We start from the raw sequence: 14260 nt of genomic DNA, 5'->3' as shown, positions 1-14260 counted from the left end.
GTGGTGGTCATCGCGCACCTCCCTTCGGTGCGCGCACCTCGTACTGTCGCACGCGCCGGCGCGACACGGGGCGCTCGCGCAGCACCCACCGCTGCAGGATCGTCAAGACGACGATGATGACGAACAGCACGAACGCGATCGCCGCGCCCTGTCCCCACTCCTGAGAGAGGAACGCCGAGGAGTAGCTGAGGTAGGCGGGGGTCAGCGTGGTCTTGCCGGGGCCACCCTGGGTTCCGGTGTAGATCTGGTCGAAGACCTGCCACGTGCCGATGAGCCCGAGCGTCAACACGGTGAACAGCACGGGGCGCAGCTGGGGGAGCGTGACGCGCCAGAACCGCTGCCAGCCGTTCGCCCCGTCCATCATCGCGGCCTCCTGCACGTCGCCGCCGATGTTCTGCAGGCCCGCGATGAAGAGGAGCATGAACGTCCCCGAGGTCGTGAAGACGGCCATGAGGATGAAGGCCGACATCGCCACCGAAGGGCCGCCCAGCCAGTCCCACCATGAGACGCCGAGGAACGTGCCGTCGGTGAGAGCGGCGGGTGCGCTCGTGATCCCCACGGCCGCGAACGCGTTGTGCACGATTCCCGACGGGTCGCTGAACCAGTTGGGACCGTTGATCCCGAGCCACGACAGCACCTCGTTGACGGCGCCCGACGTGGAGAAGAGGAACAGCCACAAGACCGTGATCGCCACCGAACTCGTGACGGAGGGGAAGTAGAACGCCGTTCGGAAGAATCCGCGTCCGCGCAGCACCGCGCGGTTGACGAGGACGGCGAGGAAGAGCGAGAGCGCGGTCTGCAGCGGGACGACGAGGAGCACGTACCAGGCGTTGTTTCGCAGCGCCGTGCCGAAGTCGCGCTCGGCGAGTCCGCCGCCGGTGGTCACGGCGGCGTAGTTGTCGAGCCCGACGAAGCTCACGTTCGAGGAGAAGGGACTGCCCCGGCCGGTCCAGTCGGAGAAGCTCACCCACAGCGCCATGAGCACCGGGACGAGGAGGAACACGCCGAGGATGATCAGCACCGGGGCGGTGAAGAGCCAGCCGGCGGCGGCCTCGCCGCGCCGGATCCCGGAGGACCCGACGCGGCGGCGCGCGGTGGTGAGAGCGGTCATGGACGGTCGCGCCTACTTGGCGATCGCCTCGAGGTTGCCCTGCACCGTGGTGAGGATCGCTTGCGGGTCACCGGTCTTCAGCGATTCCAACTGGGCGTTGAAGTCGGTGATGACGTCGGCGGCGCCGGCGATGTTCGGCGGGAACTGGGCGTATTCTGCCCCGGCGAGGAACGCCGTCAGGTTCGGGTTCGCGCTGGACCACGCGTCGGCGGCGGACTGGATCGACGGCATCGGTCCGAACGCCTTCGAGAACGCCAGCTGCTGGTCGGTGCCCGTGAGGTACTCGGCCAGGGCGCGCGCGTTGTCCTGGTTCGGGCTGTCGGCGGCCATGCCCCAGCAGTTCGTGAACTGCAGCGTGCCCTTGCCTCCGGGGCCGGCGGGGAGCTCGGCCACCGTGTACTTCACGTCGGGGTAGTCGGCGGTGAGGGCGCCCGTGATCCAGTTGCCCTCGATGGTCATCGCGGCCTTCCCGGTTCCGAATGCCTCGCCGCCCCAGCCGGCGCCCACATCGGAGGCGAAGGCGAACGTGCCGTCCGCGAGGTGCGTCTTGACGTACTGCAGGGCTTCGACGTTGGCCGCGCTGTCCGCGGTCGCCGCGCCGTCGGTCAGCAAGCCGCCGCCGGCCTGCGCCATGAAGGCGCCGACGCGCTGGTACTCGGCGCCGAAGGCCAGGCCGACGCGACCGTCGGCGGTGAGTTTCTGAGCAACGGATGCCAGCTGGTCCCACGTCTGGGGGACGTCGGCATCCGTGAGTCCGGCCTGCTGCCACAGGTCGGTGTTGATGACGAGGGCGAGGGTGGAGAAGTCCTTCGGGGCGCAGAAGAACTGGCCGTCCACCGTGAAGTTCTCCACGAGCGAGGGGTAGAAGTCGTCCTTGTTCGCGAGCTCGTCGCCGTACGCGGCGATCGAGCCGTTCGCGGCGTAGCCCGCCAGCGCCTCCGGTGCGAGGTAGAACAGGTCCGGCGGCGACCCCGCCGCAAAGCCCTGGGACAGCTGCTGGGGGAGGTCGTTCGCGACCTGCACCTGCGCCTCGACGCCCGACTCCTTCGACCACGCGGCCACGGCGTCTTCGACGGCCTGCGTCTCGGCGTCGCCCGACGAGCCGATGAGGATCGAAAGCGAGCCGCCGGAGGACTGCTCGGCGCCGCTCGAGTCGGTGAAGCCGGAACCGCACGCGGTGAGGGTGAGGGCCCCGGTGGCCAGGAGCGCCCCGGCTCCGAGCCAGGTGCGGGCGATGTGCCGTGTCATGTGTCTCTCTCCTTTGATGAGGCATGCGAGCCCTCCGCATGTGCTCGGAGGGGCAAAGTTTGAACGTTCAAACTCTGGTCCGACTAAAGTACGGAGCGGTGGGGCGCGCTGTCAAGCCATCCCGCCCGCCCTACGATGACCGAGGACCCCCGGGAGGGACCGGATGACGAAAGCCCCCACCGTCGAAGACGTCGCGCGCGTCGCCGGTGTGTCACGGCAGACGGTGTCCAACGTCGTGAACACGCCGGGCATCGTCCGCGAGACGACGCGTCTGCGCGTCGAGGCGGCCATCGCCGAACTGGGCTACCGCCCGCACGCTGCCGCCCGGCGCCTGCGCACTCGACGAAGCTCGACGATCGGCATCCACCTGGATCCGTACGCCGGCGGGATTGCGGGCGTCGTGCTCGACCGCTTCGTGCATGCCCTCACCGAGAGGGCGAGTGAGCGCGACATGCGTGTGCTCCTGTATGCCGCCCGGACGGCGGAGGAAGAGATCGACCGCCTCGGCGACCTGCTCGAGGGGGGAGAAGTGGATGCCGTCGTCGTCACCGGCACCTTCCACGGCGACCCGCGCACGGGGTGGCTGAGCGAGCGAGGGCTGCCGTTCGTGTCGTTCGGGCGTCCGTGGGGCGAGGACGACGTTGCTGCTCCCGCACATCTCTGGGTCGACGTCGATGGGGCCGCCGGCACGCGCGCCGCGACCGAGCACCTCCTCGCCGGCGGGGCTCGACGCGTGGCCTTCCTGGGCTGGCCCACCGGGTCGGGCACGGGCGACGAGCGCGAACGCGGCTGGCGCGAAAGCGTCGGAACCGCCGCCGGTCCGCGCTGGGTCGTCGAGGACAACGTCGCCCTCGCCCGCGACGTCATCGCCGCGGGGCTCGCTCATGACCCGGAGGTGGACGGGATCGTCTGCGCGAGCGACTCGCTCGCCATCGGCGCGCACCTCGCCACGACGGTCGCCGGGCGCGCGGACGTCCCCGTCGTCGGCTTCGACAACACCCCCGCCGCCGAGGCGCTCGGTCTCTCGAGCGTCGAGCAGCTGCCCGAGCGCGTGGCATCCGGGGCTCTCGACCTGCTGATGGGGGAGGAGGGGACGGTCGTCGCCCCGCGCCCCGCGACGGCCGGCGCGGCCCACGTGCTCGTGGAGCCGCGGCTCATCGTGCGCTGAGTCGCAGGACGCATTCGCGCCGCTGGGCGCGCGGGTCTCGGGAGTTCGCGCGGCGGAACGTCCGTGTCGAGCGTCCAGGACGCACCGATGCGGATGATGGCGAACGGCGTGTCCCGGACGCTCGGCCCGGTGAGCAGCCGGGCTCAGATCGCGGACCAGCCGCCGTCGCTGGGAAGGATGGCACCGTTGACGTTCGCGGAGTCGTCGCTGAGCAGCCACGTGATCGCGGCGGCGAGCTGCTCGGCCTGGGCGACCGGGGGGATCACGACCTGCATCAGCGGTCCGATCCGTGACCCGGCGTATTCGCTTCGCATCGGCGCCTCGATGTTGGTCGAGACGGCACCGGGTGCCACCGCGTTCGCGCGGATTCCCTGCGGGCCGTGGAAGAACGCGACGCTCTTGGTGAAGCCGACGACGGCGTGCTTCGACGAGGTGTACGCGACTCCGGCCGCCGAGCCGCGGAGGCCGGCCTCGGACGAGACGGTGACGATGGAGCCGGCTCCCGCATCGATCATGCGCGGGAGCACCGCGCGGGTCAGGCGCATCGGAGCGGTGAGGTTGACCGCGAACACCCAGTCCCACGTCGCGTCGTCGACTTCGCTGGGCGGCAGGAAGCCGTCCATGATGCCCGCGATGTTGGCGAGCCCGTCGATCCGTTCGCCCGCGGCATCCAGGAGCGCGTCGATGGTGTCGGTGGAGGAGACGTCGCCGACGACGGTGGCGACGTCGAGGCCCGGGAGCTCGGCGATGAGGGCGTCCAGGCGTTCCGCGACGACGTCGGTCGCGACGACGCGGCCGCCCTCGTGCGCGATCCGGTGAGCCGTGGCGCGTCCGATGCCGGATCCGGCTCCGGTGACGATGATGGTCTTGCCGGCGAATCGTCCGGTGGATGACGGTGACATGAGAACTCCTCCTCGAGATCGGGTGGCGCGAGGCGCGTCAGCACCGTTTATAGCACTGAGTGCCGAAAGGATGCCATGACCTCTTCCCCCGGCCGGCCGCGCACGATCTCCCCGGATGCCGTCTCGCTCGTCGCGTTGCGCCTCTTCGATACGAAGAGCTTCGATGCGGTGTCGATGGACGACGTCGCCCGCGAGGCGGATGTCAGCCGGCGATCGCTGTTTCGGCTCTTTCCGAGCAAGCAGTCTCTCGTCTGGGGCGGCCTCGACGAGTTCGTGGCGCGCTTCCGCGCCGCCCTCGAGGCAGATGACGGCCCCGACGCGGTGCGTGCTCTGCAGTCCGCCTACGTCGTCGCGTCGGCGTTCCCGGACGACCAGATCGAGGTCACGCGGCGCCGCCTGCGGGTCATCCACGTCACGCCCGCGCTCGATCTCCGCGCGGATCCGCGGCTGACCGCGGTGACCGATGAGACGCGGCGGTTCCTCGTCGAACGCGATCCGGAAGGGGACGAGCTCGCCGCGGTCGTCCGCGCCCACGCTCTCGCGGCCGTCGTCAGCTCCGCCCTGACCTGGTGGGCCGAGCACGACGACGGGCGGCCGGAGCAGGTGCTGGCGCGAGCGTTCGGGGTCTCCGTCCCCGTCTCGGGGACGGCCCGGTACGTCAGGGAGTGAGCAGCTCGAACTCGTCGGGCGCGGTCGTCCCGACGTCGTTCCAGTCGCCCTCGTGCCACGTGAAGATCGCGACCGCCGACGTGACCATCCGCACGTCGCGCTCGGCGAGGCGCGACACGAGCTCACTCATGCCCGGGTCGTGCGCCACGACCATGACCTCGTGCGCGCCGGTTGCGCGCGCCGCCTCGAGAAGGGCGTCGGCGTCGGCGAGGTAGAGCTCGGGCTGCTCGGTCATATCGACCTCGAACTCCTCGGCGAACGCAGCGGCCGTGCTGCGCGCCCGCACGGCTGTGCTGGTGAGGAGTACCTCCGGTCGCACTCCGCGGCGGAGGGCCGATCGCGCCATGGCGGGGGCATCGCGGCGGCCGCGGTCGTTGAGCGGTCGCTCGTGGTCGTCGAGTCCTTCGTCGGCCCAGTCCGACTTGGCGTGCCGCGCCAGGATCAGTTGGATCATCGTCTCTCCGCTGCTCTGCTATCGAGGAATCGGACGCGGAGCGCGCAAGTGGCGTGAGGGTCGAGCCGGCATCCGAAACGAGAATATCGACGGCGACGCGGGAACGAACGGGGTAGCGCGCACGGCGTGTCCCGTGGCAGGGAGATCTCAGTGACCGACGTAGACCCACGCCCGCATACCGCTCGCCAACGTCACCGAGACGCGGCGATACAGAGCCACCTCGTATTCGTCCGCAGCATCGAGTTCGTCGGCGGTGAGAGCGAGCACGCGACCGAAGACCCGGTCGCGCGGATCATCGGTGCGGCGCAGGATCGGATGCGAATCGGAACCCGACACCCGTACGACGCGATCGTCATCGATCTCGGTCCATTCGAGCCGGTAGCCGTGCAGGACGTCGTCTTCGCCGGGGATCAGGCGTCCGAAGGTGTCCAGCTGCACCTCGGGCAGCTGGAGCGTTCCATACGTGAAGAGGGGCTCAGCGCCGGGACCGAAGCTCACGCGCACAGGCTATCCACGGATGCGGTGTGGTGGCGGTGTGTGTCTCGAGGAGTCAGGAGCCCCAGGCCAGGTGCGCGACCGTGAAGATGGCGAGGCCGGCGAGCGCGCCGACGATCGTGCCGTTCAGGCGGATGTACTGCAGGTCGCGCCCGACCATGAGCTCGATCTTCTCGGTGGTCTCCTCGGCATCCCACCGCTCGACCGTGTCGGTGATGATCGAGGCGATGTCGTGGCGGTACCGCTCGACCAGGAAGACGGCCGCATCGGTGACCCAGCCGTCCACGCGGCGCTGCAGCGACTCCTCGTTCTGCAGGCGCTCACCGATGTCGGCGAGGGCGGCCGCGGCCCGACGGCGCAGCGCGCTCTCGGGGTCGGCGAGGGAGCGGAGGAGTCCGGCCTTGGCGGTGTTCCACGCGTCGGCGGCGAGTCCGCGGACCCGCGGACTGTCGAACACGGATGCCTTGGCCTCTTCGAGGCGCATCCGGGTGGCGGGGTCGTGCTGGAGGTTGTCCGCGAGGCGCGCGAGGTACTCGTCGATGGCCACCCGTGCCTGGTGGTGGGGCTCGGCGCGGACGGCATCGACGAATCCGACCGCCTCGCGGTAGACCGTGTCGTCGACGAGTCGCTGGGCAAGGCTCGGTACCCACGACGGAAGTCGCCGCGACACCAGACCCTGGAACATGTCGCGGTTGTTGCCCAGCCACACGGCGATGTTGTCCAGGGCGAGGTCGACCGCGCCGTGGTGGGCATCGGCGCTCACGACGCGTTCGAGCCAGCCGCCGACCGACGGGCCCCAGTCCGGCTCGAGGAGGTGCTCACGGGCGAGGTCTTCGATCAGGCCCTGGACGTCGTCGTCGCTGAGGGCACGCAGGACGCTCGAGGCGAGGGTCGCGCCCTCCGCCGCGAGACGCTCGGCGTGCGCCGGGTCGGCCAGCCACGCCCCCGCTCGTGCGGCCAGCGGCGTCGCCTGAAGCTTGGTGCGGACCACGTCTCCTTCGAGGAAGTTCGTCTCGACGAACTCCCCGAGCTGTTGACCGATCTCGTCTTTGCGCCGCGGGATGATCGCGGTGTGCGGGATCGGGAGACCGAGCGGCCGCCGGAAGAGCGCGGTCACCGCGAACCAGTCCGCCAGCGCGCCGACCATGCCGCCCTCGGCGGCGGCCCGAACATACTGCAGCCATTCGACGTCGCGTTGCAGCGCGAACGCGACGGCGAAGATGACGGCCATGCCCAGGAGCGCACCGAGCGCCACGGCTTTCATCCGACGCAGTGCGCGGCGGCGCTCTTGATCGGCGGGGCTCAGGAGCGCCGTCGGGGTGCGCGCCATCACGCGTCGACCGGTCCGAGCCACGCCGTGGCGAGCGCGGAGTGCGCGGACTCGGGGTCGGAGGGGTGGAACTGGCCGGCCAGGACGTCGCGGTACAGGCGGCTGAGCTCGGTGTGCGCGAAGTAGGAGGAGCCGCCGCTCACGAGCATTGCCTCGTCGACGACGGTCTTGGCCGCGGTCACCGCGCGGTGCTTCACCCCGGCCAGGAGCGAGAACCAGCGCGCGCCGTGGTCGACGCGGGCGTCGACGTCGTGGCTGAGCGCCGCGATCTGCGGCGGAAGGGCGTCGTACGCGAGCGCCATGTCGGCGATGCGCCACCGGATATCGGGGTCGGCGGCGTAGCTGGCGCCCGTCTTCTTCGATCGGCGGGCGCGTGCGGCGTCGACCGACAGGTCGAGCGCGCGCCGCGCGATACCGGTGTACACCGAGGCGAGCAGGATCTCGAACACCGCGAAGATGCCGAACACGAGCGGGTCGGGCTGCGGGCCCGGGTCGAGTCGCCTGACCACCCGGTGGGCGGGAGCGTGGGACCCGTGCAATTCGGTCGTGCGGCTCTGCGTGCCGCGCATGCCCATCGTGTTCCAGTCGTCGCGCGAGACGACGCTGTCATCGCGATCGAGGAACGCGAACACCATCTTGGGGGCGTCGGGGGACGTCGTGTCGAGCCCGTGCACACCCAGGTGGTTCCACACGGGAGAAAGGGAGGTGAAGATCTTCGTCCCCGTGAAGCGGTATCCGCCCTCGCCGTCGGGCGCCGCCTCGGTGTCGCTGCCGAACAGCACGAGATCGTTGCCGGCCTCGCTGATCCCGAAGGCGAACACCTCGCCCGCTGCCGCGCCGCGCAGGACGAACACGAGGTCGTCGATGCCGCGATCGCGCAGCACCTTCGCGACACCCGTCCACACGAGGTGCATGTTCACCGCGAGCGCCGTGGCTGGAGCCGCTCCCGCGAGGCGCTGCTGCAGGACAGCCGCCTCGGCGAGGGAGAGGCCCGCTCCGCCGAGCTCCGCCGGTGCCAGGATGCCGAGGTACCCCGCCGCGCGGAGATCGTCGAGGTCATCGTGGGGGAAAGTGTTCTCGCGGTCGTGCACGGGCGCGCGCTCGCGCAGACGGGCGAGCAGGTCGTCGGGGAGGAACCGAGCATGATCGAACGCGGAGGACATGGCATCCATTCTGGTCCTCCCACCCGACATCGCGGCCGTCGAGTCAGGCGAGCGCGGCGAGGAGCTCCGCCACCGTCGCGTCGGGACGGTCACGGTGGGGCGAATGCCCGGCGTCGGACACGACGGACATCGTGACGACGGGGTTCTGCAGCACCTCCGCGGCAAGCGACCCGGTGAAGATCGAGAACACGGTCGGGTCGGCGCCGATGATGTGCGTCGGAACGCTCAGGGCGGCGGCCTCGGGGCGCACATCCCATGTGGTGTTCTGCGCGCTCGTCTGCTCGATGGCCCACCGGCTGGCGCGTCGCGTCGCCCGGGCCTTCAACTCGACGTCGACGGGATGCCAGTCGGGGTGCTCGGCGCGCACCGCCTCCACCGTCGGGTCGGCGAACGCCTGCTCTTGGCTCGCCCTCACGGTCTCGCGGTCGCGATCGGCCAGCAGGATCGCGGGGTCGATGAGCACGAGGCGACGCGTCCACGCCGCGTCCTCCGCGGCGGCGATGGTCACCGCCGCGCCGCCCAGGGAGTGGCCGATCACGGCATCCCACGGGCCGCCGTCGTCGGGACGGGTCGCCCCGAGGTCGGCCCCGTATGCCGCGAGGGTGTAGTCGAGCGCCCGCGGCGCGTCGCCGTGCCCCCGGAGGTCGACCGCGACGGCACGCCAGCCCGCATCGGCCAGCGCGGTTCCGAGACGCCACATGAGGGTGGCATCCGAGCCGAGGCCGTGGGCGAGCAGCGCGGTGGGGCGACCGACGGCACCCCACGACAGGCGGGGCAGGACCAGGGGAGTAGGCATGGCATCCATTCTGTCGGGTGCGCGGGATGCGGCCCCGCCGGCGCGGAGCGCCACCAGAATGGATGCCATGATCTCGACCGAGATGGCGCTGGCACTACGCGAGGCCGGGCTGGTGTGGCATCCGCGCTCGGGCGACCGGTTCCAACTGAACGAACCGGAGTTCGAGGCGGACATCTTCACCGTGAGCGAGATGACGGTGGAACCCCGCGAGTACCCGACCGGGCGGATCCTGGCGTTCAACGGCACCACCGAGTGGGCGCTGGACTCGGTCGCGACCGAGGACGCGCTGTGGCTGCCGTCGGAGGCCCAGCTGCGTGAGATGCTGCGGTCCGCGTTCCGCTCCTTGCGGCGGTTGGCCGACACGCACGAGGTGGAGATCTCGGTCGGGGGGACGACGCTCGTCTTCGAGCACCCGGAGCCGGCCGATGCGTATGCGCTCGCGGTGCTGGAGCTTCTGCGCCGGCTTCAGCACTGATCGTTCGGCGCGGTGCCTCAGGTGATGGTGTGCACCGGCTCGGTGTCGGGGATCGGGCTCGCGTCGCGGTGGCGGAGGTCGGGGAAGCCGCGCACGAAGAGTGCCGAGACGAGGAGTCCGGCGGCAGCGAACGCTGCCGCCGCGACGTACGCGCCCTGGGGTCCGACGCCGTCGACGAGGAATCCGGCGACGGCCGAACCCGCCGCCGCCCCGATGAGCTGACCGGTGCCGATCCAGCCATACGCCTCGGCGGTCTCGCTGAACCGCACGCTCGCCGAGGTCATCGCGAACATCACGGCCAGGGCCGGAGCGATGCCCGCGCCCGCGACCAGCAGCGTCGCACCGAGCCACCACGCGTTGAGCGAGAAGATCGTGAGGCTGAGGCCGACCGCGACGATCGCGAACCGACGCGCCATCGCCCAGGGGCCGATCGGGATGTGACCGAAGGCGAGACCGCCCGTGAGGCTGCCGACCGCGAAGACGGCGAGGATCAGACCCGCCTCGAGCCCGCCGTGGTCGAACGTGGCCACGACCCCCGCCTCGACGGCGGCGCACGCGCCGATGAGGAGGAACCCGGTCGCGGTCGCCAGGATGACGGGCGGCTTGCGCAGCACCGTGCCCAGGGCGCGGCGGCTGCGGGGGATGCGGACGCGACCCACTTCGGGACTGAGGATGAACCACGCGCCCCCGCCGAGGAGGATGACGACGATGAGCAGCAGCGCCGGGACGGTGCCCACCTGCGTTCCGACCAGGGTGATGAGCACGGGTGCCAGCACCCAGATGATCTCTTGGAGAGATGCATCCAGCGAGTACAGCGGGGTCAACTGCGAGGAATTGACCATCTTGGGATAGATGGTGCGCACGGCCGATTGCACCGGGGGAGTGGCGAGACCGCCGAGCAGCCCGAGTGCCATGTAGACCGGCAGGGGGACGACGAGCAGGGCGATCGCGGCGATCGCCGCCGCGCAGAACAGCAGCGTGACGGTGAGCACGCGGCGCATGCCCCATCGACCCATCCAGCGACTCGTGACGGGACCCGCGATGGCCTGGCCGACGCTGGTGGCGGCGAGCACGAGACCCGCCGCGCCGTACGAACCGGTCACGTGCTCGATGTGCAGAAGCACGGCGAGGCTGATCATGCCGTTGGGGAATCGCGCGGTCAGCTGAGCTGCGATGATGCGCCCCACGCCGGGGGTTCTGAGGAGTACGCGGTAGCCGGCCACCGCACCACGCTACCCGGTGCCTCCGACACGGCGGTGTGATGGCGGTCGCATCGTTTGCGCGACACGCCGCGACACGCCGAAGCGCGATATCCACCCCCTGTGCGATGTCGGAACCCCCGTCTAACGTCCGAACTGTGGACGGATGCCGGAAGGAGGCGTGAAATCCGCGGAACGGCGGGCCTCGTCGGGGTCGAAAACGGTCTGCCACCTGTGGATGAAATCGTGGACAACCTGTGTTGTATTTGGGGAGAGTGGTGGAAAATCACACTCGTGTAACTACTACCCCTTGTGGTTCCCCCCGATGTCCGTCCCCATATGTAGTATTGAGCTCCCGGCCCGCTCCAAGCGACCGGACGACGATTTTCCAGGGGAGAGAGAGAACGAAATGGCGATCACGGTCTACACCAAGCCGTCCTGCGTCCAGTGCAACGCGACGTACCGCGCACTCGACTCGAAGGGCATCGAGTACAACGTCCTCGATGTCACGGAAGACCCTGCGGCCCTCGAGCAGGTCAAGTCGCTCGGGTACCTCCAGGCCCCCGTCGTCATCACCGACGAGGACCACTGGTCGGGCTTCCGTCCCGACAAGATCGACGAGCTGGCCTCGCGCCTGGCCTGATCCCCGACGGGCTCAGAGGGTTCTCATGAGCGCTGTCATGTCGGAGACCGAGGCTCCGCTGCTCGTCTACTTCTCGAGCGTGTCGGGCAACACCGCACGTTTCATCGAGAAGCTCGGCAAGCGGGCCGTCCGCATCCCCCTGCGACCGACCGACCCGCCGCTCCACGTCGACGAACCCTACGTGCTGGTCACCCCCACCTACGGCGGCGGTGTCGGTCGTGGCGTCGAGAAGGGCGCCGTCCCCAAGCAAGTCATCCGCTTCCTCAACGAGGAAAGCAACAGACGTCTCATCCGCGGAGTGATCTCCGCGGGCAACACCAACTTCGGCGACGCCTTCGGCCTCGCGGGAGATGTCATCAGCCGCAAGTGTTCCGTGCCGCACTTGTATCGCATCGAAGTATTCGGCACACCAGAAGACGTCGAGCGCGTCACCGAAGGATTGGAACAGTGGTGGAAGTAGGGCTGAGCGACGTGGACTTCAAGACCGAGGCGCGATTCGAGGGGCTGGATTACCACGCCCTCAACGCGATGCTGAACCTGTACGACGCCGACGGCAAGATCCAGTTCGACGCCGACAAGCGGGCCGCGCGGGAGTACTTCCTGCAGCACGTGAACCAGAACACCGTGTTCTTCCACTCCCTCAAGGAGCGTCTCGACTACCTCGTCGAGAAGGAGTACTACGAGCCCAAGGTGCTCGAGAAGTACTCGCTGGAGTTCATCCAGGAGCTCAACGACCGTGCCTACGGCAAGAAGTTCCGCTTCGAGACCTTCCTCGGCGCGTTCAAGTACTACACGAGCTACACGCTCAAGACCTTCGACGGCAAGCGCTACCTCGAGCGCTTCGAAGACCGCGTCGTCATGACCGCCCTCGCGCTCGCCGACGGCGACCAGCGCCTCGCCGTCCAGCTCGTCGACGAGATCATCTCGGGCCGCTTCCAGCCCGCGACCCCGACGTTCCTCAACGCCGGGAAGGCGCAGCGCGGCGAGCTCGTCTCGTGCTTCCTGCTCCGCATCGAAGACAACATGGAGTCGATCGCCCGCGGCATCAACTCGGCGCTGCAGCTCTCCAAGCGCGGCGGCGGCGTGGCCCTGCTGCTGTCCAACATCCGCGAGTCGGGCGCCCCGATCAAGCAGATCGAGAACCAGTCCTCGGGCATCATCCCCGTGATGAAGCTCCTCGAAGACAGCTTCAGCTACGCCAACCAGCTCGGAGCCCGCCAGGGCGCCGGTGCCGTGTACCTCAACGCGCACCACCCCGACATCCTGCGCTTCCTCGACACCAAGCGTGAGAACGCCGACGAGAAGATCCGCATCAAGACGCTGTCGCTCGGTGTCGTCATCCCCGACATCACGTTCGAGCTGGCCAAGAACGGCGAAGACATGTACCTCTTCTCGCCGTACGACGTCGAGCGCGTCTACGGCAAGCCGTTCGGTGACATCTCGGTCACCGAGAAGTACCGCGAGATGGTCGACGACCCGCGCATCAAGAAGACGAAGATCAACGCGCGCGAGTTCTTCCAGACCCTCGCCGAGATCCAGTTCGAGTCGGGCTACCCGTACATCATGTTCGAGGACACGGTGAACAAGGCCAACCCGATCAAGGGTCGGATCAACATGTCCAACCTGTGCTCGGAGATCCTCCAGGTCAACACCCCGACGTCCTACAACGAAGACCTCTCGTACGCCGAGATCGGCAAGGACATCTCTTGCAACCTCGGTTCGATGAACATCGCCCTGGCGATGGACGGCCGCGACCTGGGCCTCACGGTCGAGACCGCGATCCGTGCCCTCACCGCGGTGAGCGACCAGAGCCACATCGCCTCCGTCCGTTCGATCGAGGACGGCAACGACCGTTCGCACGCGATCGGCCTCGGCCAGATGAACCTGCACGGGTACCTCGCTCGCGAGCACGTGCACTACGGCTCCGAAGAGGGCATCGACTTCACGAACATCTACTTCTACACGGTGCTGTTCCACGCGCTGCGGGCGTCCAACCGCCTCTCGATCGAGCGCGGCACGTCCTTCGACGGTTTCGCCGACTCGACGTACGCGTCGGGAGAGTTCTTCGACAAGTACACCGACCAGGTGTGGGAGCCGCAGACCGCCAAGGTCAAGGAGCTCTTCGCCGGCATCCCCGTGCCCACCCAGGACGACTGGCGTGAGCTGAAGGCATCCGTCCAGCAGTACGGCATCTACAACCAGAACCTGCAGGCCGTCCCGCCGACCGGCTCGATCTCGTACATCAACAACTCGACGAGCTCGATCCACCCGATCGCGTCGAAGATCGAGATCCGCAAGGAAGGCAAGCTCGGTCGCGTCTACTACCCGGCGCCGTTCATGACGAACGAGAACCTGGAGTACTACCAGGATGCCTACGAGATCGGCTACGAGAAGGTCATCGACACGTACGCCGCCGCCACGCAGCACGTCGACCAGGGTCTGTCGCTGACGCTGTTCTTCAAGGACACCGTCACCACCCGCGACATCAACAAGGCCCAGATCTACGCGTGGAAGAAGGGCATCAAGACGATTTACTACATCCGTCTCCGCCAGCTGGCGCTCGAGGGCACGGACATGACCGAGTGCGTCTCGTGCATGCTCTGATCC

General features: G+C 68.9%; 15 protein-coding genes. 6 read left to right on the top strand and 9 right to left on the bottom strand.

Annotated elements, in window-relative coordinates:
- Positions 1–7: 7 nt before the first annotated feature.
- A complete protein-coding gene (locus AC3WLZ_RS11145; protein ID WP_412925004.1) occupies positions 8–1111 on the bottom strand; it encodes a carbohydrate ABC transporter permease in 1104 nt (367 codons plus the stop codon).
- Between the two features lie 12 nt (positions 1112–1123).
- On the bottom strand, positions 1124–2359 hold the full coding sequence (locus AC3WLZ_RS11140; protein ID WP_492470063.1) for a sugar ABC transporter substrate-binding protein: 1236 nt from the start codon (positions 2357–2359) through the stop codon (positions 1124–1126).
- Between the two features lie 163 nt (positions 2360–2522).
- Here AC3WLZ_RS11140 and AC3WLZ_RS11135 point away from each other — a divergent pair, with 163 nt between their 5' ends.
- On the top strand, positions 2523–3527 hold the full coding sequence (locus AC3WLZ_RS11135; RefSeq protein ID WP_412925002.1) for a LacI family DNA-binding transcriptional regulator: 1005 nt from the start codon (positions 2523–2525) through the stop codon (positions 3525–3527).
- Positions 3528–3670: 143 nt separating this feature from the next.
- On the opposite strand, the gene AC3WLZ_RS11130 is transcribed toward AC3WLZ_RS11135, so the two are convergent.
- A complete protein-coding gene (locus AC3WLZ_RS11130) occupies positions 3671–4429 on the bottom strand; it encodes an SDR family NAD(P)-dependent oxidoreductase (protein ID WP_492470062.1) in 759 nt (252 codons plus the stop codon).
- Positions 4430–4504: 75 nt separating this feature from the next.
- On the opposite strand from AC3WLZ_RS11130, the gene AC3WLZ_RS11125 reads away from it, so the two are divergent.
- Positions 4505–5098, top strand: coding sequence for a TetR/AcrR family transcriptional regulator (locus AC3WLZ_RS11125; RefSeq protein ID WP_492470061.1), 594 nt, complete (start codon positions 4505–4507; stop codon positions 5096–5098).
- On the opposite strand, the gene AC3WLZ_RS11120 is transcribed toward AC3WLZ_RS11125, so the two are convergent.
- From AC3WLZ_RS11120 to AC3WLZ_RS11100, 5 genes are all read right to left on the bottom strand, one after another.
- Positions 5088–5552, bottom strand: coding sequence for a SixA phosphatase family protein (locus tag AC3WLZ_RS11120; protein ID WP_492470060.1), 465 nt, complete (start codon positions 5550–5552; stop codon positions 5088–5090). The genes AC3WLZ_RS11125 and AC3WLZ_RS11120 overlap by 11 nt on opposite strands.
- Positions 5553–5699: 147 nt before the next feature.
- Positions 5700–6050 carry a gamma-glutamylcyclotransferase family protein gene (locus tag AC3WLZ_RS11115; protein WP_412924998.1) on the bottom strand — a complete coding sequence of 117 codons (351 nt, stop codon included), beginning with the start codon at positions 6048–6050 and terminating at the stop codon, positions 5700–5702.
- A 52-nt stretch (positions 6051–6102) separates the two neighbouring features.
- Positions 6103–7377 carry a DUF445 domain-containing protein gene (locus AC3WLZ_RS11110; RefSeq protein WP_492470975.1) on the bottom strand — a complete coding sequence of 425 codons (1275 nt, stop codon included), beginning with the start codon at positions 7375–7377 and terminating at the stop codon, positions 6103–6105.
- The gene (locus tag AC3WLZ_RS11105) at positions 7377–8540 is read right to left on the bottom strand and encodes an acyl-CoA dehydrogenase family protein (protein WP_492470059.1); all 1164 of its coding nucleotides are present in this window, start codon (positions 8538–8540) and stop codon (positions 7377–7379) included. Before AC3WLZ_RS11105 ends, AC3WLZ_RS11110 begins: the two co-directional genes overlap by 1 nt.
- Positions 8541–8583: 43 nt before the next feature.
- Positions 8584–9336 carry an alpha/beta fold hydrolase gene (locus AC3WLZ_RS11100; protein ID WP_492470058.1) on the bottom strand — a complete coding sequence of 251 codons (753 nt, stop codon included), beginning with the start codon at positions 9334–9336 and terminating at the stop codon, positions 8584–8586.
- Positions 9337–9403: 67 nt separating this feature from the next.
- On the opposite strand from AC3WLZ_RS11100, the gene AC3WLZ_RS11095 reads away from it, so the two are divergent.
- A complete protein-coding gene (locus tag AC3WLZ_RS11095; protein WP_412926148.1) occupies positions 9404–9811 on the top strand; it encodes a pilus assembly protein CpaE in 408 nt (135 codons plus the stop codon).
- Positions 9812–9828: 17 nt separating this feature from the next.
- Here the strand turns inward: AC3WLZ_RS11095 and AC3WLZ_RS11090 are convergent, their stop codons facing one another.
- The gene (locus AC3WLZ_RS11090; RefSeq protein ID WP_492470057.1) at positions 9829–11034 is read right to left on the bottom strand and encodes an MFS transporter; all 1206 of its coding nucleotides are present in this window, start codon (positions 11032–11034) and stop codon (positions 9829–9831) included.
- A 385-nt stretch (positions 11035–11419) separates the two neighbouring features.
- Here AC3WLZ_RS11090 and nrdH point away from each other — a divergent pair, with 385 nt between their 5' ends.
- The 3 genes from nrdH to nrdE are packed head-to-tail and all read left to right on the top strand — an operon-like array spanning position 11420 to position 14257.
- Entirely contained in the window at positions 11420–11653 is a 234-nt protein-coding gene (gene nrdH / locus AC3WLZ_RS11085) for a glutaredoxin-like protein NrdH (protein WP_022878810.1), read from the top strand.
- 25 nt (positions 11654–11678) lie between these two features.
- Positions 11679–12113 (top strand): class Ib ribonucleoside-diphosphate reductase assembly flavoprotein NrdI, encoded by a 435-nt coding sequence (gene nrdI / locus AC3WLZ_RS11080; RefSeq protein WP_412924994.1) that lies wholly within the window; start codon positions 11679–11681, stop codon positions 12111–12113.
- An 11-nt stretch (positions 12114–12124) separates the two neighbouring features.
- Complete coding sequence (gene nrdE, locus AC3WLZ_RS11075) at positions 12125–14257, top strand: class 1b ribonucleoside-diphosphate reductase subunit alpha (RefSeq protein ID WP_492470974.1); 2133 nt, start codon at positions 12125–12127, stop codon at positions 14255–14257.
- The last annotated feature ends 3 nt before the right edge of the window (positions 14258–14260 follow it).

Source organism: Microbacterium sp. FW305-3-2-15-F-LB2 (assembly GCF_058787255.1).
This window is presented reverse-complemented; position numbering and strand designations above follow the sequence as displayed.

Bases quoted from the DNA above. Each gene is read 5' to 3' on its own strand.
- AC3WLZ_RS11145 (WP_412925004.1), bottom strand. From the start codon at position 1,111: ATGACCGCTCTCACCACCGCGCGCCGCCGCGTCGGGTCCTCCGGGATC.
- AC3WLZ_RS11140 (WP_492470063.1), bottom strand. From the start codon at position 2,359: ATGACACGGCACATCGCCCGCACCTGGCTCGGAGCCGGGGCGCTCCTG.
- AC3WLZ_RS11135 (WP_412925002.1), top strand. From the start codon at position 2,523: ATGACGAAAGCCCCCACCGTCGAAGACGTCGCGCGCGTCGCCGGTGTG.
- AC3WLZ_RS11130 (WP_492470062.1), bottom strand. From the start codon at position 4,429: ATGTCACCGTCATCCACCGGACGATTCGCCGGCAAGACCATCATCGTC.
- AC3WLZ_RS11125 (WP_492470061.1), top strand. From the start codon at position 4,505: ATGACCTCTTCCCCCGGCCGGCCGCGCACGATCTCCCCGGATGCCGTC.
- AC3WLZ_RS11120 (WP_492470060.1), bottom strand. From the start codon at position 5,552: ATGATCCAACTGATCCTGGCGCGGCACGCCAAGTCGGACTGGGCCGAC.
- AC3WLZ_RS11110 (WP_492470975.1), bottom strand. From the start codon at position 7,377: ATGGCGCGCACCCCGACGGCGCTCCTGAGCCCCGCCGATCAAGAGCGC.
- AC3WLZ_RS11105 (WP_492470059.1), bottom strand. From the start codon at position 8,540: ATGTCCTCCGCGTTCGATCATGCTCGGTTCCTCCCCGACGACCTGCTC.
- AC3WLZ_RS11100 (WP_492470058.1), bottom strand. From the start codon at position 9,336: ATGCCTACTCCCCTGGTCCTGCCCCGCCTGTCGTGGGGTGCCGTCGGT.
- AC3WLZ_RS11095 (WP_412926148.1), top strand. From the start codon at position 9,404: ATGATCTCGACCGAGATGGCGCTGGCACTACGCGAGGCCGGGCTGGTG.
- nrdH (WP_022878810.1), top strand. From the start codon at position 11,420: ATGGCGATCACGGTCTACACCAAGCCGTCCTGCGTCCAGTGCAACGCG.
- nrdI (WP_412924994.1), top strand. From the start codon at position 11,679: ATGAGCGCTGTCATGTCGGAGACCGAGGCTCCGCTGCTCGTCTACTTC.